Origin of the sequence: Variovorax sp. 22077, assembly GCF_052044195.1 — a bacterium.
Classification (GTDB): Bacteria; Pseudomonadota; Gammaproteobacteria; order Burkholderiales; family Burkholderiaceae_C; genus Variovorax; species Variovorax atrisoli.
The window spans coordinates 32,761-50,547 of sequence record NZ_JBQEQC010000015.1 but is presented as its reverse complement, the minus strand read 5'-3'; the positions used below and the strand labels follow the sequence as shown (position 1 = coordinate 50,547).

General features: G+C 68.4%; 13 protein-coding genes. 4 read left to right on the top strand and 9 right to left on the bottom strand.

Features of this window, described 5'->3' with window-relative positions; translation table 11 throughout:
* Positions 1-42: 42 nt before the first annotated feature.
* The 4 genes from ACTJLF_RS21370 to ACTJLF_RS21355 all read right to left on the bottom strand — a co-directional run bounded on the left by ACTJLF_RS21370 (position 43) and on the right by ACTJLF_RS21355 (position 6,122).
* Positions 43-504 (bottom strand): hypothetical protein, encoded by a 462-nt coding sequence (locus tag ACTJLF_RS21370; protein ID WP_132752292.1) that lies wholly within the window; start codon positions 502-504, stop codon positions 43-45.
* Positions 505-602: 98 nt separating this feature from the next.
* The gene (locus ACTJLF_RS21365; RefSeq protein WP_019654531.1) at positions 603-1,013 is read right to left on the bottom strand and encodes a hypothetical protein; all 411 of its coding nucleotides are present in this window, start codon (positions 1,011-1,013) and stop codon (positions 603-605) included.
* A gap of 259 nt (positions 1,014-1,272) precedes the next feature.
* A complete protein-coding gene (cphA, locus tag ACTJLF_RS21360; protein ID WP_126182607.1) occupies positions 1,273-3,840 on the bottom strand; it encodes a cyanophycin synthetase in 2,568 nt (855 codons plus the stop codon).
* A gap of 44 nt (positions 3,841-3,884) precedes the next feature.
* Complete coding sequence (locus ACTJLF_RS21355; RefSeq protein ID WP_240649907.1) at positions 3,885-6,122, bottom strand: cyanophycin synthetase; 2,238 nt, start codon at positions 6,120-6,122, stop codon at positions 3,885-3,887.
* A 139-nt stretch (positions 6,123-6,261) separates the two neighbouring features.
* Between ACTJLF_RS21355 and ACTJLF_RS21350 the strand changes: the two genes are divergently transcribed.
* Both ACTJLF_RS21350 and ACTJLF_RS21345 read left to right on the top strand, forming a co-directional pair.
* Positions 6,262-8,565, top strand: a complete 2,304-nt coding sequence (locus tag ACTJLF_RS21350) for a cyanophycin metabolism-associated ABC transporter (protein ID WP_440883882.1) — start codon at positions 6,262-6,264, stop codon at positions 8,563-8,565.
* Positions 8,562-9,035, top strand: a complete 474-nt coding sequence (locus tag ACTJLF_RS21345; protein WP_019654527.1) for a cyanophycin metabolism-associated DUF1854 family protein — start codon at positions 8,562-8,564, stop codon at positions 9,033-9,035. The genes ACTJLF_RS21350 and ACTJLF_RS21345 overlap by 4 nt, the downstream gene beginning before the upstream one ends.
* A gap of 133 nt (positions 9,036-9,168) precedes the next feature.
* Here the strand turns inward: ACTJLF_RS21345 and ACTJLF_RS21340 are convergent, their stop codons facing one another.
* Genes ACTJLF_RS21340 through ACTJLF_RS21330 form a run of 3 tightly spaced genes read right to left on the bottom strand, consistent with a single transcriptional unit; the run spans position 9,169 to position 12,937 of the window.
* Positions 9,169-9,888, bottom strand: a complete 720-nt coding sequence (locus tag ACTJLF_RS21340; protein ID WP_132752294.1) for a hypothetical protein — start codon at positions 9,886-9,888, stop codon at positions 9,169-9,171.
* Positions 9,885-11,420 carry an alkaline phosphatase gene (locus ACTJLF_RS21335; protein WP_260310171.1) on the bottom strand — a complete coding sequence of 512 codons (1,536 nt, stop codon included), beginning with the start codon at positions 11,418-11,420 and terminating at the stop codon, positions 9,885-9,887. The genes ACTJLF_RS21340 and ACTJLF_RS21335 overlap by 4 nt, the downstream gene beginning before the upstream one ends.
* A gap of 32 nt (positions 11,421-11,452) precedes the next feature.
* On the bottom strand, positions 11,453-12,937 hold the full coding sequence (locus ACTJLF_RS21330; RefSeq protein ID WP_184604573.1) for an alkaline phosphatase: 1,485 nt from the start codon (positions 12,935-12,937) through the stop codon (positions 11,453-11,455).
* Positions 12,938-13,196: 259 nt separating this feature from the next.
* On the opposite strand from ACTJLF_RS21330, the gene queC reads away from it, so the two are divergent.
* Positions 13,197-13,901: a 7-cyano-7-deazaguanine synthase QueC gene (queC, locus tag ACTJLF_RS21325; protein WP_019654523.1), complete on the top strand. Its 705-nt coding sequence runs from the start codon at positions 13,197-13,199 to the stop codon at positions 13,899-13,901.
* Here queC and ACTJLF_RS21320 read toward each other — a convergent pair.
* Together ACTJLF_RS21320 and ACTJLF_RS21315 are read right to left on the bottom strand one after the other, a co-directional pair.
* Entirely contained in the window at positions 13,883-15,673 is a 1,791-nt protein-coding gene (locus ACTJLF_RS21320; RefSeq protein WP_126182611.1) for an ABC transporter ATP-binding protein/permease, read from the bottom strand. The genes queC and ACTJLF_RS21320 overlap by 19 nt on opposite strands.
* A 132-nt stretch (positions 15,674-15,805) precedes the next feature.
* Positions 15,806-16,366: a phosphonate degradation HD-domain oxygenase gene (locus ACTJLF_RS21315; protein ID WP_132752296.1), complete on the bottom strand. Its 561-nt coding sequence runs from the start codon at positions 16,364-16,366 to the stop codon at positions 15,806-15,808.
* 309 nt (positions 16,367-16,675) lie between these two features.
* Here ACTJLF_RS21315 and ACTJLF_RS21310 point away from each other — a divergent pair, with 309 nt between their 5' ends.
* Positions 16,676-17,710, top strand: a complete 1,035-nt coding sequence (locus ACTJLF_RS21310) for a putative 2-aminoethylphosphonate ABC transporter substrate-binding protein (RefSeq protein WP_132752297.1) — start codon at positions 16,676-16,678, stop codon at positions 17,708-17,710.
* The last annotated feature ends 77 nt before the right edge of the window (positions 17,711-17,787 follow it).

The following is a 17,787-nucleotide window of genomic DNA, read 5'->3' as shown; positions in this document are numbered from 1 at the left end:
CCGGGGAAATGGCGATGCCCCTCGCAGGGAAAAGCTGTCAGGTCAGCGCATTGGAGCCGGCATCGGCCGGGGCATGGGCATCGGCCGCGGTTCCATCATGGGCGCTGGCGCGGGCATCACGGTGGTGGTGACCGACTCGCGGATCACGCCGCCGCCCATCACGCTGCCATCGACGCTGGCTGTGGTGTTGCCCATGCTGCCGAGCACGCGTGCCTCGCAGGCAGGGCGGTCGGCGGGCTGCTGAAGGGCGCAGCGCGCGAGCGCATTGGCGCGGTAGTCGGGTGCGCTGGTCAGGCCGCCCTGTGCAGCGGCCTGGCGTGCGGCGCCGGCTTCGCGGATGCATGCTGCGCGGTCCTGCTGGTTGTGGCCGCAGACGGCGAGTTCCTGCTGGTAGGTGCTGTAAGACTCTCCGCGCTTGGGCGGTGCAGCCGAGGCGGCCGCCGAGACTGTCAGTGCCCCGACGGCGAGCACGGTGAAGAGCATCGAACGCTTGTTGCTTTTCATGGATGACTCCTTGAGGTGAGCTGGTTGACCAGGGAGAAGTTGGACTGTGCGAAGCGGCCCGGGTTCACACGATCGACCCGGCCGCTTGTATCCACGTATCAACGCGCCGGGGCGGGTTGCGGCGGAAGCGGCGTCACGGTCTCGCGGATCACGCCGCCGCCCATCACGCTGCCTTCGGTGGTGGTGCGCGGGCCGCCCTTGATGCGGGCCTCGCAGTCGGGCTGCTCGGCGGCGGGCAGTTCGCTGCAGCGAGCAAGCGAATTGACCTGTTCCCGGGCAGGGCTGGGGCTGGTGAGGCCGCCGCGCGAGGCTTCCTGGCGGGCCGCGCCGGCTTCGCGCAGGCATGCAGCGCGATCTTGCTGTACGCCGTCGCAGGTGGCTCGCTCCTTCTGCATGCGGGTTTCGGTGCCGGGCGCCTGTGCGCCGGCCGTCTGCGCACCGAAGACGATGAAGCCGCCGGCTGCGCAAATGGCCGTGGCGGAGAGAACGGAACGAAGGGTTTTTTTCATGCAGGCTCCTTGGTGGGCACGCCCTGCGAGAGGTGCGTGACAGGAGCCTCAGTGTGCTGCCGGCATGGGTTAGGAGTCTGTGGGACAGCCGCACGCCGCCCACCGAGCCGGACTCGCCCTTGCGTGTCGGACATGTCCGGCAGTGGACGGGCCTTCAAACAGGGCGTCGCGCAACCTGCCTTGCCGGGACGCAGACGCCGCCCCCGGAAGGGGGAAGGCGCGCGCGACACGGAGTGCGCGAAGCCTGGGGGCGAGCTTCCTAGCCCGCCGCGATCCGCTGGGCCAGGTGGGCGAGTGCCTCCTCGACCTGGTCGACCAGGATCAGCGAGAGGTCGCCCGGCTGCAGGCGGGCCAGCGCGGCGTCGATGGCCACGAACTCGCCGCGGATCTCGTCAATGTAGCGCGTGCGGGCCGCGCCCTGCAGGCCCTGGCGCAGCAGCGCCATGACCTCGCCGTCGGCGCGGCCGCGCTGAGCCGCGTCCTGGTAGAGGATCACGTCGTCGAAGGCCTGCCCGAGGATGGCCGTCTGGTCGCGGATGTCGGAGTCGCGCCGGTCGCCCGCGCCGCTGATGACCACCGAGCGCTTGTTCGCCGGCATGGTGTCCACGGCCGACACCAGCGCGCGCATCGCGTCGGTGTTGTGGCCATAGTCGGCGATCACGGTCGCGCCGCGGTAGTCCATGACGTTGAAGCGCCCGGGCACGCCGGCCGCGTCGTTCATGAAGCTCGCGAGGCCGCTGCGGATGGTGTCCCAGTCGAGGCCCACGCCCCAGGCCGCGGCCACGGCGGCCATCACGTTGTCGACCTGGAAGCCGATGCTGCCGCCACGGGTGATCGGCACGTCGCGCAGCGGAATGCGTTCGCGCCACGAGCCTTCGGCGGCCACCAGCGTGTCCTGATCGACGTACACGGTGCGCTTGCCCTGCGCGCGGTGTGTGGCCATCACAGGGTGCATGCGGTCGGCGGTGAAGAAGATCACGTTGCCGGGGCAGCCGGTGGCCATCGCGGCGACGTTGACGTCGGCCGCGTTGAGCACCGCGTAGCCGTCGGGCGCCACGTTGCGCACGATCACGCGCTTGAGCACCGCGAGGTCTTCCACGGTGGTGATGTAGTTCAGGCCGAGATGGTCGCCGCTGCCGATGTTGGTGACGACCGCCACCTGGCAGCGGTCGAAGCCCAGGCCCTCGCGCAGGATGCCGCCGCGCGCCACCTCGAACACGGCCGCGTCCACGTCGGGGTGCATCAGCACGTTGCGTGCGCTCTTGGGGCCGCTGCAGTCGCCGCTGTCGGTCTGCCGTCCGTCGACGTACACGCCGTCGGTGTTGGTCATGCCGGTGCGCAGGCCGCTCGATGCGAGCAGGTGGTTGATGAGGCGCGCGGTGGTGGTCTTGCCGTTGGTGCCGGTGACGGCCACCACGGGGATGCGGCCGTCGTCGCCGTGGGCGAAGAGCGTGTCCATCACCGCCTCGCCGACCGCGCGGCCGCGGCCGAACGATGGCGAGATGTGCATGCGAAGGCCGGGTGCGGCATTCACTTCCACCACGCCGCCGTGCTGCTCCTCGAGCGGGCGCAGCACGTTCTCGCAGACCATGTCGACGCCGCAGATGTGAAGGCCGACCATCTGCGCCGCGTCGATCGCGCGCGCCGCGACTTCGGGGTGCACGGTGTCGGTCACGTCGGTGGCGGTGCCGCCGGTGGAAAGGTTGGCGTTGTTGCGCAGCACCACGCGCTGGCCGAGCGTGGGCACGCTGTCTGGCGTGAGGCCCTGCGATTCGAGCCGGCCGATGGCGATGTCGTCCAGGCGGATCTTGGTGAGCGAGGTGGCATGGCCCTCGCCGCGGCGCGGGTCGAGGTTCACCGTGTCGACCAACTGGCGCACGGTGGAGCTGCCGTCGCCGATCACCTGCGGCGGATCGCGGCGTGCGGCGGCCACGAGGCGGTCGCCCACCACCAGCAGGCGGAAGTCGAAGCCGGGCAGGAACTTCTCGACCATCACCTCGCCGTAGACGGCGGCCGATTCGTAGGCCGCGAACAGCTCCTCGCGCGAGTTGATGTTGACCGTCACGCCCTTGCCCTGGTTGCCGTCCTGCGGCTTCACCACGACCGGCAGGCCGATCTCGTTGGCGGCGGCCCAGCCGTCTTCGGCGCTGCTCACGGGGCGGCCCAGCGGCACCGGCACGCCGGCGGCGTTGAGCAGCTGCTTGGTCAGCTCCTTGTCCTGCGCGATCGATTCGGCCACGCCGCTGGTGCTGTCGACCTCGGCGGCCTGGATGCGGCGCTGCTTCGAACCCCAGCCGAACTGCACCAGGCTGCCGCGCGTGAGGCGGCGGAACGGAATGCCGCGCGCAACCGCCGCGTCGACGATGGAGCCGGTGCTCGGGCCCAGGCGCTCGGATTCGTCGAGGTCGCGCAGCTCTGCGATGGCGGCTTCGGCGTCGAAGGGCGTGTCGTTCTGGGCGGCGGCGATCAGTTCCTCGGCCAGCTCGGCGGCGCGGCGGCCCACGGCCTCCTCGGTGTACTGGAAAACGACCTGGTAGACGCCTTCTTCCACGGTGGGAGAGGTGTGGCCGAAGTTGACCGCGCAGCCTGCCTGGGCCTGCAGCGCGACGGCGGCGTTCTCCAGCACGTGGGCGAGCGCCAGCGGCTGGCCTAGCACCATCGGGTGCAGCTCGCCGATGGTCGGGAAGCGCGCGCGCAGGCGGTCTTCGAAACCGCTCAGCTTGCTGATGGCGTTCTCGTCGCCGTGGCAGGCCACGACCGCCTCGATGGCGGTATGGCGGCTCCAGAGATTGGGCCCGCGAAGGGCTCGGGTGCGGGTGACTTTCATGGGCTGCGGGAGCTGCTGCTGTCTATCTGGCGAGGCGAAGAGCCTCAGGCGAATTGGGGTTGGAGGGGCTGGGTCTGCGAAAGCTGCAGCGAGGCCAGCGCAGCCTGCAGGTCGGCCTCGAAGGCTTCGACGCCGGCACCGATCAGGTTGAGCGGAATGCCCATGGCCCATGCCGCGGCCACGGCAGCCAGCAGGCTCTCGAGGCTCACGCCGGCATGCGTGGCGCGCCACACGGTCAGGCGGCCGAGGCCCGGCAGGAACGATTCGCTGCTGCCGTTGGCCAGCACCACGCGGTCCTGCCGCACGAGCACGGCCTTGCCGCCGGCGCTCTGGTGCGCGGAGAGCGCGGGGGCCTGCGCGTCGGCCGAATACAGAATGACTGCGCCGTCGCACAGCGGAGCCAGGCCGGCCACGCGCGGGTCGGCGGCATTGAGCACGGCCGTGCCTTCGGGCAGCACCACGTCGACCTGCGTGCGCAGCACCTTGACCATCTGGTCGCTCTCGGTGATGTCGTAGTCGGCCAGCGCTTCGCAGCCTTCGAGGTCGGTGACGATGCCGACTTCGCAGCGGTCGTAAGCGAGGCCGTCGCGCAGGATGGTCTCGGCGCCGTTCTCGATGACCACGGCCTGCACCGCGCGGTTCACCAGCAGGCGGTGGCCGGCTTCCCAGTTGGCGCTGTCGCGCGCGTCGACGCGGCGGCGTTCGAGGAACAGGCCGTCGCGGCAGGCCAGCCCGGTGTGGCGGCCGCCCAGGTTGATGAGCCAGGCCACCAGGCGCGCCAGCACGGCGGTGTCGCGCGAGCCGGCCACGCCGACCACGGGAATGCGCCCGGGTGCGTCGTTGGGGAACAGGTGGTCGCAGATCGCGCGGCCCACCGGGCGCGGCGAGCCGACGGCCGGCTTCAGGTGCATCAGCAGGCCGGGGCCGGCGTTGACTTCGACGATCGCGCCGCCCTGCGGGCCGAGGGGCCGCGAGATATCCTGCGCCACGAGGTCGATGCCGGCGATGTCCAGGCCGACCACGCGGGCTGCCAGCACGGCGGCGTGCGCCACCTCGGGATGGACCTGGTCGGTGCAGTCGTTGGCCATGTTGCCGTTGCGCTGGATCGTGACCACGCGGCCGGCCGCGGGCACGGCTTCGGCGTTCAGGTCCTGGCGCTTGAGTTCGAGCTGCAGCTTGGCGTCGGTGTCGATCAGGATCACGTCGAGCGGGAACTCTTCCTCGGCGCCGCGGCGCGGGTCGCTGTTGAGCTGCTTGTCGATGAGTTCGCGCACGCTGGACTTGCCGTCGCCGGTCACGGTGATGATCTCGCCGCGCGCGGCAGCCACCACCTCGCCGCCCACCACCAGCAGGCGGTGCTCGTGGCCGCGGATGAAGCGCTCGACCATCACGTCGCTGCCCTCGGGCTCGGCGACCGCGAAGGCGGCCATGACTTCCTCGCGGGTCGTCAGCTCGAGCGAGACGCCGCGGCCGTGGTTGGCGTCGGAAGGCTTCACGACCACGGGCAGGCCGATGTCCTCGGCGGCTTCCCAGGCCTCTTCGGCATCGGCGACCACCTGGCCTTCGGGCACGGGCACGCCGCAGCTCGCGAGCAGGGACTTGGTCAGCTCCTTGTCGCTGGCGATGGATTCGCCGATGGCGCTGGTGTAGTCGGTCTCGGCGGTCCAGATGCGCTGCTGGTTGGCGCCGTAGCCCAGCTGCACGAGGTTGCCGCTGTTCAGCCGCATGTGGGGAATGCCGCGGTCGGTGGCGGCGGCCACGATGGCTGCGGTGCTCGGGCCGAGGTAGCAGTCTTCGACCTTGCCCTTGACCGCATCGACCGCCTTCTGCACGTCAGCGGCGGTGAACGGGTCGTTGTTGATGGCCGCCATCAGCAGGCGGTGGCCCTCGGCCAGCGCCACGCGGGCGACCTGCTCGTCACGCGCGCGGAACACCATGCGGTAGACGCCGTGCTCCGAGGTGCTGCGGGTCTGGCCGAAGCCGGTCGGCATGCCCGCCAGGTTCAGCAGTTCGATGACGACGTGCTCCAGCACGTGGCCCGACCAGGTGCCTTCGGTCAGCCGCTGGATGAAGCCCCCGCGCTCGCCGACGCCGCAGTGGTGCTCGATGAGCGCCGGCAGCAGGGTCGTCAGGCGGTCGGTGAACCCGTCGATCTTGTTGGAGGGGTAGTCTTCGAGCTGGCCCAGGTCGAGCCAGACTTCGAGCACGGGACGGTAGGTCCAGAGATTGGGGCCGCGCAAATAATTGATGCGCAGCAGTTGGATGTCGTCGAAACGGGTCATGCAAACGTTCGATGTGCTTTGGCCGAGCACCGCGGCGCCTTCAAGCGCGCCCATGGCGATCGGTCAGAATCGGCGCCCGACCTGGGGCGCCATGACGCGGTCCAAGAGGCCCGCGACGGGCAAGAGTCAAAGAAACACAATGCAACATCACGATCCAGTCGGCACCCGGGAGGGCGAAACAGAAGCGGCATCAGCGCAAGCACTGAAAAACCGCCTCGCAGTCGCGGAAAACGTTCTGGTAACACTGACGGTTGACCTCGACGACCAACTTAGCTTCGCCTCCGCCATAGTCGCCCTGACTGACGGGAGGCTGATCGCATTCGATCCCCGCGCCGCTTCCTCGGAGCAGTGGCGTGAGTGGCCGCTAACCGACGAAGCCCTGGAATTGCGCGTTTCCGATCATGCCGGCGTCGGCACGCTCGATCTGGTGGACGCTTCGGGCCGCCTGGCACGCTGGCGCTACACCCTGGCCGGGCAGGTCGCGGCGCTGCGGCTGATGAAGCTGTTCGGACAGCGAACGGCTGGCAGTGTCGCCAAGGAGACACCGGAGTCCGCCGAGTCCGCCGACGGCGACGATTCCACCGACGCCGAACTCCAGACCCCGCCCTCCACCTGGGTCCTGCTGCGCCTGGGCCGTTTCGCCAAGCCTTACCGCAAGCAGTTGATCGTCGGGTTCTTCCTGACGCTGCTCTCCACGGCCGCCACCCTGGTTCCGCCTTACCTGACCATCCCGCTGATGGACGACATCCTGATCCCGTTCCAGAACGGCCAGAAGATCGACACCATGCGCGTGGGCTTCTACCTGGGCGGCCTGCTGCTGGCGGCGCTGGTCGGCTGGGGGCTGGGTTGGGCCCGTACCTACCTGCTGGCGCTGGTGTCCGAGCGCATCGGCGCCGACCTGCGCACCACCACCTACGAGCATCTGCTGACCCTGCCGCTGGACTACTTCGGCGGCAAGCGCACCGGCGACCTGATGGCGCGCATCGGCTCCGAGACCGACCGCATCAACGTCTTCCTGTCGCTGCACGCGCTCGATTTCGCCAACGACGTGCTGATGATCGTGATGACCGCGGTCATCCTGATCTCCATCAATCCGCTGCTGGCGGTGGTCACGCTGGTGCCGCTGCCCTTCATCGCCTGGATGATCCACGTCGTGCGCGACCGCCTGCGCACCGGCTTCGAGAAGATCGACCGCGTCTGGTCCGAGGTGACCAACGTGCTGGCCGACACCATCCCCGGCATCCGCGTGGTGAAGGCCTTCGCCCAGGAGCGCCGCGAGGCCGAGCGCTTCCGCGTCGCCAACACCTACAACCTGCAGGTCAACGACAAGCTCAACCGCACCTGGTCGCTGTTCACGCCGACCGTGTCGCTGCTCACCGAGATCGGCCTGCTGGTAGTCTGGGCCTTCGGCATCTGGCAAGTGGCGCGCGGCAGCATCACGGTGGGTGTGCTCACCGCCTTCATCGCGTACATCGGGCGCTTCTACACCCGGCTCGACTCCATGAGCCGCATCGTCTCGGTCACCCAGAAGGCGGCGGCGGGCGCCAAGCGCATCTTCGACATCCTCGACCACGTGAGCAACGTGCCCGAACCGGCCAATCCGGTGAAAGTGGAGCGCGTGCAGGGCCGCATCGAGATGAGCGGGCTGGGCTTCCGCTACGGGTCGCGCGCGGTCATCCACGACCTCGACCTGACCATCGAGCCCGGCGAGATGATCGGCCTCGTGGGCCACAGCGGCTCGGGCAAGAGCACGCTGGTCAACCTGATCTGCCGCTTCTACGACGTGACCGACGGCGCCATCAAGGTCGACGGCACCGACATCCGCCGCTTCGCCGTGGCCGACTACCGCCGCCACGTCGGCCTGGTGCTGCAGGAGCCGTTCCTCTTCTTCGGCACCATCGCCCAGAACATCGCCTACGGCAAGCCCGACGCCACGCGCGAGGAGATCGTCGCCGCCGCGCGGGCCGCGCATGCGCACGACTTCATCCTGCGCCTGCCGCACGGCTACGACTCGCTGGTCGGCGAGCGCGGGCAGGGCCTGTCGGGCGGCGAGCGCCAGCGCATCAGCATCGCGCGCGCGCTGCTGATCGACCCGCGCGTCCTGATCCTCGACGAGGCGACCTCGGCGGTGGACACCGAGACCGAGAAGGAAATCCAGAAGGCGCTCGACAACCTCGTGCAGGGCCGCACCACCATCGCCATCGCGCACCGCCTGTCGACGCTGCGCAAGGCGGACCGCCTCGTGGTCATGGACCGTGGCGAAGTGGTCGAAGTCGGCCCGCACGACGCCTTGATGGCGAAGCAGGGCGCCTACTGGCGGCTCTACCAGGCGCAGCTGCGCCAGGGCGACGACGACGCGAGCGAAGGCGCCGCCGACGAACGCGCCAGCGCGCAGGCGCCGGTCGCCATCACCCACGCGGCCCATCCGGCAGGTGACGCATGACAAGCAGCAACCCATTCCAACTGGAACGCGACCCCTTCGGCCGCCTCGTGCTGATCGATGCCCAGGGCGAGCGCCACGTGGGCATCGTGCCCGTGCGGGCCTTTCCGCTGAGCGCGCCCGGCCAGGGCATCTCGCTGGTCGGCAGCGAGGGCCGGGAGCTGGTCTGGATCGACAGCGTCGAGCAACTGCCGGCGCAGGCCCGTGCATTGCTCGAGGAAGACCTCGCGGTGCGCGACTTCGCGCCCACGCTGCTGAAGCTGCACGGCGTGTCGAGCTTCGGCGTGCCCAGCACCTGGACCATCAGCACCGACCGCGGCGAGACCAGCTTCGTGCTCAAGGCCGAGGAGGACATCCGCCGGCTCGAAGGCGGCGCGCTGTTGATTGCAAGTGCGCACGGCGTGCAGTTCCGCATTCCCGACGTGAAGACGCTGGACCGGGCCTCGCGCAAGCTGCTCGAGCGCTTTCTTTAACCGCCAACAGAAAAGGGCCCGAAGGCCCCTTCGTGAAACACCGAGGTACCGGCTCCGCCGGGCCTCAGGTGTTGCCCCCGGAAGGGAGGCGGCGTAGCGACACGAAGTGCGCGACGCCTCGGGGTGAACCGGGTCAGTCGAGCAGGTCGGAATATTCGCCGCGCTCGTAGGAGTCGGCGGCCTTCCAGGGCAGCGTCTTCGGCGCGGGAATGGACGATGCGGTCATCACGTTGAGCGAGGTGCCGTGCTCGTTGCGCTGTTCGATCCGGCGCGCGTAGCGGCCGACCGTGTCCCACTCGATGCGCAGCGTGCTCTCGCCCTGCTGCAGCTCGTAACGCTGCACGCCCTTGCCCGCGGCACCCAGCGGCTTCATGCGCGGCAGGCTGGCCGGGTCGACGAGCCAGTAGGCGTTCGCCCACGAGCCGCCGTAGCCCACGTTGCCGTAGTTCGCCTTGTCGACCTCGATCAGCTTGCGCTGCTGGCGCAGCACCATGTTGACCTGCACCTTGCCGGCCTGGTCGCGGCTCAGCCACAGCGGGGCGGCCGTGTTGTCGGCGTGCGAGTGGCCGATGTGCACCTTGCCTTCGGTGGCCTCGTGGTCGTGGTCGGCGCGCAGCGCGGGCGGCAGCTCGCGCTCGATCCACACCGTGCCGGCGCGGCGGAACATCAGGTCGGCGTAGCGGCTCTCGCGCTGGACGCCGTCCTTGCCGATCGTCATCACATGGTGCTGGATGCGCAGGTTCTGGTCGGGCGCCTCGGCATCGCCTGCGGCGGTGGCTGCCGGCGGAAGGGCCGCGAGGGCGCCGAAGGCCGTCGCTGCCAGCAGCGTTTTCAGTGCCACGGATTTGCTCACAGCCCGGCCGCTTCCTTGACCTTGTTGAACACCTTGATGTTCTCCATCGTGCCCTTGAAGATCTTCGAGCCCGCGCCGCCCGCGAACAGCATCACGTCGCCGCCGCCGTGGGTTTCGGCGCCGGGCGAACCGAGGTTGATGCCGACTTCCTGCAGGAAGTTGTCGTCGGTGGTGTCCATCGCGGTCTGGTCGTCGCGCGAGGCTGCGCGCGCCGGGGCGATCCACGGCTTGTTGCCGTCTTCCGCGTTCACCTGGCTGGAACCCGTCGCGTTGGGGCGGCCGCCGTTGCCGAATACCAGCGTGGTGTAGGGGTTGCCGTCCGCCGCCTTCGCGAGCTTCCCGTCGGCATAGCCGTTGACCTTGCCCAGGATCGGATTGCCGATCTTCGGATAGCCGTTGAAGGCGATCGCGTGATCGTGGTCGGCGGTGACCACCACCAGCGTGTTCTTCAGGCCCGGGTCCTTCTTGTTCATGAAGTCGAGCGCAGTCTGGATGGCGGTGTCGAAGGCCAGCGTGTCTTCGAGCGCGCGCTTGGCGTTGGTGCCGTGCAGCGCGTGGTCGATGCGGCCGCCTTCCACCATCAGGAAGAAGCCCTTGTCGTTCTTGCTGAGCACGCCGAGCGCCTTCTCGGTCATCTCCGAGAGGCTGGGCTGGTCGAGGCTCTGCTTCACGCGGTCGAGCTCGTAGGCCATCTCGCTCTGGGAGAACAGGCCCAGCAGCTTGCCGGTGGCGGCCGTGTCGACGGCCTTGAGCTTGGTGCCGGTGTCGACGTAGGTGTAGCCCTTGGCCTTCATGGCGGCCACCAGGTCGACGCCGTCGGTGCGCTTGCTGCCGGGGTTGGTCGCCACCGGCAGGTAGTTGCGCTGGCCGCCGCCCAGGAGCACGTCCACGCCGTCGAGCAGCTTGGGGTTGTAGTTGGCGTGGCCCGGCACGCTCTGCTCGGCGATGGTGTTGTAGCCGTTGCGGTTGCAGATGTGCGAGTAGGTGGTGGCCGGCGTGGCGTGGCCCACGCGCGTGGTCGACACGGCACCCACCGAACGGCCCTTGGCCTTGGCGAGTTCGAGCAGCGTGTCGACGGCCTTGCCGTTGGTGGGCGGGCAGGTGGTGTCCTCGCCGTTGATGTACTGCTTGCCGGTGCCGTCGACCGCGGTGGTGTCGCTGGACATCGAGATGACTTCGTTGCGCATCTTCACGCCGGTCATGTACGCGGCCATGGAGGGCGCGCTGTCGGTGGTCTGGCCGTCGAGCGAGAAGGTCTTCACGCGCGCGGCGTACGGCAGCGACTGCATGACGAGATTGGCGCGCTCGGGGCTCACCAGCGATCCGGGCTGGGCGGCAAGCTGCTTCTCGCCCTTGTAGATGCGCGCGGCGGTCACGGTGACGGGGCCCATGCCGTCGCCGAGGAAGAAGATGACGTTCCTGGCTTCGCCGGCGGCGTGGGCGCTGCCGGCCAGGGTGCCGGCAGCGGCGCAGACGAGGGCGGCGGCCAGGCGGGTGTTGCGGGTGATGCGGTTCATGGTCGTCGTGTTCATGGTGGTGTTCGTCGATGAGCGCTCGCTGCCCTTCACAGGCCGACCGCCTTCTTGATGAGGCCGAACACGTCGGTGTTGGTGATCACGCCGGAGAAGTTGTCGGCACCCAGGCCCTGGGCACCGAGGAAGACGTCAGCGCCGCCGTGGGTTTCGGAGTCGCTGGCCGCATCCATCGGCACCACGGCTTCCTGCCGGTAGTCCTTGCTTTCCAGCTCGGCGTCGGAGATCGGGCCTCGCGTGGCGAGGCGGCGCGGGCCGTTGCCGAAGCCGATGATGGTGTAGGGGTTGCCATCGACGTCCTTGCTGGTCTTGCTGGTGTCGACGTAGTCCTTCACGAGGCCCAGCACGCCGGGCTTGCCCGCCTCTGTCTTGCCGGTGCGCGCGGCGTAGCCGTTGAGCTGCAGCGTGTGGTCGTGGTCGGCCGTGACCACCACCAGCGTGTTCTTCAGGCCAGGGTCGATGGCCTGCATCCTGTCGAGCGCGAGCTTGATGGCGTCGTCGAAGGCGCCTGTGTCCTGCAGGGCGCGGCGTGCGTTGGTGGCGTGCAGCGCGTGGTCGATGCGCCCGCCCTCCACCATCAGGAAGAAGCCCTTCTTGCGCGCGGCCAGCGCGTCGATGGCCTTGCCGGTCATCTCGGCCAGGCTCGGCTCCTTGGTGGCGTCGCGGTCGAGGTCGTACGCCATGTGGCTCTTGGTGAAGAGGCCGGCGATCTTGGTGGCGCCGTCGGCCGGCAGCTTGTCGAACTCGCTCTTGTTCGCGGCGAAGCTGTACTTCGCGGCCTTCAGCTCGGCGATGAGATTGCGCTTGTCGTTGCGCTTGCCGCCGTCTTCCTTGGCGGTGAAGTAGTCGGTGCCGCCGCCGAAGAACACGTCGACCCCGTCGCCCAGCTTGCCGTTGTAGCCGGCGCCGCCCGGCACGAGCGCGGCGGCGATGGTGTTCTCGGCGTCGCGGTGGCACACGTGCGAGTACGTGGCCGCGGGCGTGGCGTGCGTGATGCGGGTGGTGGTGACCACGCCGGTGGCGTAGCCCCTGGCCTTGCTCTGCTCGAGCAGCGTTTCCACCGCCTGGCCGTTGCCCGAGGGGCAGGTGCTGTCGAAGTTGACGTGGTAGGCCTTGCCCGAGGCGTCGGTCGCCTTGGTCTCGGCGCTCATCGAGATGACCTCGTTGTTCATCTTCACGCCGGTCATGTAGGCCGACATCGAGGGAGCGCTGTCGGTGACCTGGGCGTCGTTCGAATAGGTGTGGACGAAGGCCGTCTCGGGCAGCGTGTCCATCGTGAGGTCGCCGTCCTCGCCGACCTTGTAGATGCGCGCGGCGGTCATGGTGGTGATGCCCATGCCGTCGCCCAGGAAGAACAGGACGTTCTTCGGCGCCTGCGCTGTGGGCGGCGGCGTTGTGGTGTTGGTGGGCGGCGGGATGAACGGCAGCACGATGCCGTTGTTGTTGCTGCTGCCGCCACAGGCGGACAGCAGGAGAGAGACGCCCAGCAGTGCTGGGGCGATGAGGCGTTGGGTCATGATTCCCTCGGTTGGTTGTTAGACCGGCGCACCGGGCGTGCACCATTTCTGGCGATGAAATCTAAAGACGTCAGATGACCCGGCCGTGACGAGTTGAAAGCCGAATGAAAGTTCGCCGATCGCTCGGAAATGAATGCCCGGAATGTCTTCGGCGTTTCATGCGCATCGGCTAGCGGATGCGGTGAATTCCGGCAGCTGCGCCAAGCTGACGGAAAATCGCGTCTTTGGATTGCGGCGGCACGCACCGCCGCCCACGGACATGCCTCTGCACACCACCGCCCTCGTCCTGTTCTCCGGCGGCCAGGACTCGACCACCTGCCTCGCCGATGCGCTCTCGAAGTACCAGCGCGTCGAAACCCTGGGCTTCGACTACGGGCAGCGTCACCGCGTCGAGCTCGACGTGCGCGGCAGCATCCTCGCGAAGATGCGCGAGCGCTTTCCCGACTGGGCGCCTCGCCTGGGTGAAGACCACGTGCTCACGCTCGCCGCGCTGGCGCAGCTGGGCGGTTCGTCGCTCACGGAAGAGGTCGCCTTCGCCATGCAGGCCGACGGACTGCCCAACACCTTCGTGCCGGGGCGCAACCTGCTGTTTCTCACGCTCGCGGGGGCGCTGGCCTACCGGCGCGGGCTGCAGGTGATCGTCACCGGCGTCTGCGAGACCGACTTCTCGGGCTACCCCGACTGCCGCGACGACACCATGAAGGCGATGCAGCTCGCGCTCTCGCTCGGGCTGGAGCGCCGCCTCGTCATCGAGACGCCGCTCATGTGGATCGACAAGGCCGAGACCTGGAGCCTGGCGCACCGCCTGGGCGGCAAGCCGCTGGTCGACCTCATCGTGGAAGAAACCCACACCTGCTACCTCGGCGACCGCGAGCATCGCCACGCCTGGGGCTACGGCTGCGGCGAATGCCCCGCCTGCGATCTGCGCAGGAAGGGCTGGGAGCGCTACGCCGCGGCGGGCTGACCCCCGGAGGTGCTCAGGCGGTAGCGCGCGCCGCCGTCCTTTCCTTCTTGCTGCGGCACGAGCGTCCAGCGCTGGTTGTGGAAGTCGCCCACCGCCGCGCGGTGCGCGATCGACACCATCGCGCCGCCTGCCGCCTTCACCGTGTCGGAAAGGCGCTTGTAGAGCACGCTCTCGGCCTGCGCGTCGAGCGCGCTGGTGACCTCGTCGGCGAAGAGCCACGCCGGTTTCTTCAGCAGCACGCGCGCGATGGCCAGCCGCTGCTGCTCGCCGCCCGAGAGCTTCTGGCTCCAGGCGTCGCTGTCGTCGAGGCGATCCACCAGATCGGGCAGCAGGGCGTCGTCCAGCGCCTGGCGCAGCTGGTCGTCGCTGAAGTTCGCGGCCGGATTGGGGTAGGTCAGCGCGTCGCGCAGCCTGCCATCGGGCACGTACGGGCGCTGCGGCATGAACGCGACGTTCTCGGGCACCTGCAGCTTGCCCTTCGAGAAGGGCCAGATGCCGGCGAAGGAGCGGAAGAGGGTCGACTTGCCGCTGCCCGACGGGCCCTGGAGCAGCACGCTGTCGCCGGGCTTCACGGAAAGCGCGGCGCCTGCGAGGAGCGGGGTGCCGTTGGGCAGGGCGACCGCGAGGTCGTCGGTGTGCAGGCTCTGCGAGGGCGCGCGCTCCAGGGCGTCGCTGCGCGCGGCATGGGCCGCCATGCCGTCGTCGAAGCTGGTCAGGCGGTCGGTGGTGGCGCGCCACTCGGCCACGCTGTTGTAGTTGTCGACGAACCAGCTGAGCGACTCCTGCACCTTGCCGAAGGCGGAGCCGATCTGCATCAGGTGGCCGAGCTGGAACGCGCCGCCGAAGTACTGCTGAGCCGCCACGATGAACGGAAAGATCACCGCCGCCTGCCCGAAGAACGAGGTGAAGGTGACGAGGTTCTTCTGCTGCTTGATCAGCAGCAGGTAGTTGCGCAGCACGTCACCGAAGCGCAGGTCGAGCTGGCCGCGCTCGACCTTCTCGCCATGGTCCAGCGCGATGGCCTCGCTGTACTCGCGCACCCGCACGAGGTGGTGCCGGAAATCGGCCTCGTAGCGCTGCTGCCTGAAGTTCAGCCCGATCAGCGGACGGCCGATGAAATGCGTGATGACGGTGCCAAAGATGGAATACCCCAGCGCCACCCAGACCATCGCGCCGACGATCTGGTAGGTCGTGCCGCCCGCGGTGAACGAGAAGTTGCCCGACAGCGTCCAGAGCAGCCCGATGAAGCTCAGCAGCGTGACCACTGCGTTCAGCAGGCCCATCGACAGCGTCATCGTGGCGCTGGTGAAGAGCTGCATGTCTTCCTGGATGCGCTGGTCGGGGTTGTCGGGCGCCGCGCCGTTCTTGTTCGTGTAGCGCGCGAGTTCGAGGTGGTAGAAGGTGCGGTCCGCCATCCAGCGCGACATGTAGCTGCGCGTCATCCATGTGCGCCAGCGCAGCTGCAGCAGCTGCGTGATGTAGAACTTGAGCACCTGCACCGCGATGTTGAAGAAGGCGATCCAGCCGAACACCCGAACCTCGCGCCAGAAGGCCACCACGTCCTTGTTCTGCAGCGCGTCGTAGAAGCGCCCGTACCACTGGTTGCCGAGCACGGCCACGTACACATAGAAGAGATTGAGCGCGACGATCGCGACCAGCATGGCCCGCGCCCGCCACTTCTCCTCCGACTTGAAATAAGGCGCCGCAAGCCTGAAAACACGGCGCAGCACCTGGATGAACGAGCCAGCGCGAGCTGTGACTGATGGGGACATTCGGGTTTCCTCGCAGGCGCTCGCGCGCCAGTCATAGTGAGGAGACCATCGTAGACAAATGTTTCTTAAACCGGGCTGAACCCGCCCCGAGCCCGACCCACGACCGACCCGTGGCCTCGAACAAAGAGCCGGTCAGCCCTGCAGCACCCGTGCAGCCGTCGCCAGGAAGTGGGCCAGGGGCGGGGTCTGCAGCCCCTCGACCTTCGCTTCCTCGTCCCATTGCCGCAGCCGTACCGCGTCGCCGGACCACGGGTGCGCGGCGAAGCGCTGGGCCGCTTCGGCGTCCATCACGCCGCCCTGCAGCGCGAGGCTGCGCACGGAATCGGGAGACAGCCTGGAGAAATAGTCGGGCCGGACGGCGCAGAGGTAGCGCTTGGCATCCACGTGCAGCCGGATCGGCTCGCGCACCTCGGCGTCGAAGGCGCCGCGCAGCAGGGGCAGGGCGATGTACTGGTGGCGGTCGTCGATGCCCAGCTGGGTAGGAGAGTGCGAAAGCGTCTGGTGCTCGGCGATCAGCAGGTGGCCCAGGTCGTGGAGCAGCGCCGCGGTGACCAGCGAATCGCTCGCGCCGGCCTGCTCTGCGAGCCAGGCGCATTGCAGCGCATGTTCCAGCTGCGACACGGGCTCGCCCGCATACGCGGTTCCGCCGCGTTCGGCGAACAGGCGGGCGATCTCGGCGAGGTCGAGGGTCATGGAAGTGGGATGCGGCGCGCGACGCGAAAGCAAAGGGCAATAAGTCCGCGAGTCTGCCCCGCCGCGGTGACAGGTCGATGACGAAGCCGCCGCACGGCGGCTCCGGCGCCTCGATCTTGAGCGCAATTTTGGGGATTTGGGGTTTTTTGGGGCATCTGACAAATCACTGTCACATGCCGCTGCCAGCATCGCCCCCATTCGTCGCCCAGTGGAACCTGCGTACTTTCGCTTTCCCGTTCGTGGTTCCGCGCGGCGTCCCTTCTTCCCTTCACCGCCTCGATCCTTTTTCCCTCCCAAGGAACCACCCCAATGCTGCATCGTTCCATCCGCTGGGCCGCCGTGCCGGCCGCTGTGCTCTCGCTGGCCTTCGCCGCCTCGGCCCAGGGCCGTACCGAACTGCTGGTCTACACCGCGCTCGAGGCCGACCAGGTCCAGGCCTACAAGGCCGCCTTCGAAAAAGAGAACCCGGGCATCGAACTGAAGTTCGTGCGCGACTCCACCGGCATCGTCACCGCCAAGCTGCTGGCCGAGAAGGCCAACCCGCAGGCCGACGTGGTCTGGGGCCTGGCCGCCACCTCGCTGATGCTGCTCGACAAGGAAGGCATGCTCCAGCCCTACGCGCCCAAGGGCCTGGACGCCGTCAAGTCCAACATGCGCGATCCGGCCAACCCGCCCAAGTGGGTCGGCATGGACGTGTGGTCCTCGGCCATCTGCTTCAACACCGCCGAAGCCCAGAAGAAGAACCTGCCCAAGCCCGCTAGCTGGGCCGACCTGACCAACCCGGTCTACAAGGGCCAGATCACCATGCCCAACCCGGCTGCCTCGGGCACGGGCTACCTGATGGTATCGGGCTGGATCCAGATGATGGGCGAAGAAAAGGCGTGGAAGTACATGGACGCGCTGCACCAGAACATCGGCATCTACAGCCAGTCGGGCAGCAAGCCCTGCCGCCAGGCCGGCGCCGGCGAATTCGCACTGGGCATGTCCTTCGAATACCGCGCCAACAAGACCAAGCGCGACGGCGCCCCCATCGACATCGTGCTGCCCAAGGAAGGCCTGGGCTGGGACATGGAAGCCACCGGCATCATGAAGACCAGCAAGAAGCAGGAAGCCGCCAAGGCGCTGGCCGACTGGGCCGTGACCAGGCAGGCCAACGAGCTCTACGCCAAGAACTTCGCCGTGCTCGCGCTGCCGGGCGTCCAGGAGAAGCTCGAATTCGTGCCGGGCGACGTCGAGAAGCTGCTGGCCAAGAATGACTTCAACTGGGCCGCCGCCAACCGCGAGCGCATCCTGACGGAGTGGTCCAAGCGCTACGAATCGAAGTCGGAAAAGAAGCCGATGTAAGAGAAATGCGGGCCGCCGGACGCCGACTCGCGAAGGTTGCGCGAAGGACGCGAGAACGATGCGAACGACATCCGTCA

Excerpts from the sequence above, each read along its gene's own strand:
- ACTJLF_RS21370 (WP_132752292.1), bottom strand. The coding sequence starts at position 504 with ATGAAAAGCAACAAGCGTTCGATGCTCTTCACCGTGCTCGCCGTCGGG.
- ACTJLF_RS21365 (WP_019654531.1), bottom strand. The coding sequence starts at position 1,013 with ATGAAAAAAACCCTTCGTTCCGTTCTCTCCGCCACGGCCATTTGCGCA.
- cphA (WP_126182607.1), bottom strand. The coding sequence starts at position 3,840 with ATGAAAGTCACCCGCACCCGAGCCCTTCGCGGGCCCAATCTCTGGAGC.
- ACTJLF_RS21355 (WP_240649907.1), bottom strand. The coding sequence starts at position 6,122 with ATGACCCGTTTCGACGACATCCAACTGCTGCGCATCAATTATTTGCGC.
- ACTJLF_RS21350 (WP_440883882.1), top strand. The coding sequence starts at position 6,262 with ATGCAACATCACGATCCAGTCGGCACCCGGGAGGGCGAAACAGAAGCG.
- ACTJLF_RS21345 (WP_019654527.1), top strand. The coding sequence starts at position 8,562 with ATGACAAGCAGCAACCCATTCCAACTGGAACGCGACCCCTTCGGCCGC.
- ACTJLF_RS21335 (WP_260310171.1), bottom strand. The coding sequence starts at position 11,420 with ATGAACACGACGACCATGAACCGCATCACCCGCAACACCCGCCTGGCC.
- ACTJLF_RS21330 (WP_184604573.1), bottom strand. The coding sequence starts at position 12,937 with ATGACCCAACGCCTCATCGCCCCAGCACTGCTGGGCGTCTCTCTCCTG.
- queC (WP_019654523.1), top strand. The coding sequence starts at position 13,197 with ATGCCTCTGCACACCACCGCCCTCGTCCTGTTCTCCGGCGGCCAGGAC.
- ACTJLF_RS21320 (WP_126182611.1), bottom strand. The coding sequence starts at position 15,673 with ATGTCCCCATCAGTCACAGCTCGCGCTGGCTCGTTCATCCAGGTGCTG.
- ACTJLF_RS21315 (WP_132752296.1), bottom strand. The coding sequence starts at position 16,366 with ATGACCCTCGACCTCGCCGAGATCGCCCGCCTGTTCGCCGAACGCGGC.
- ACTJLF_RS21310 (WP_132752297.1), top strand. The coding sequence starts at position 16,676 with ATGCTGCATCGTTCCATCCGCTGGGCCGCCGTGCCGGCCGCTGTGCTC.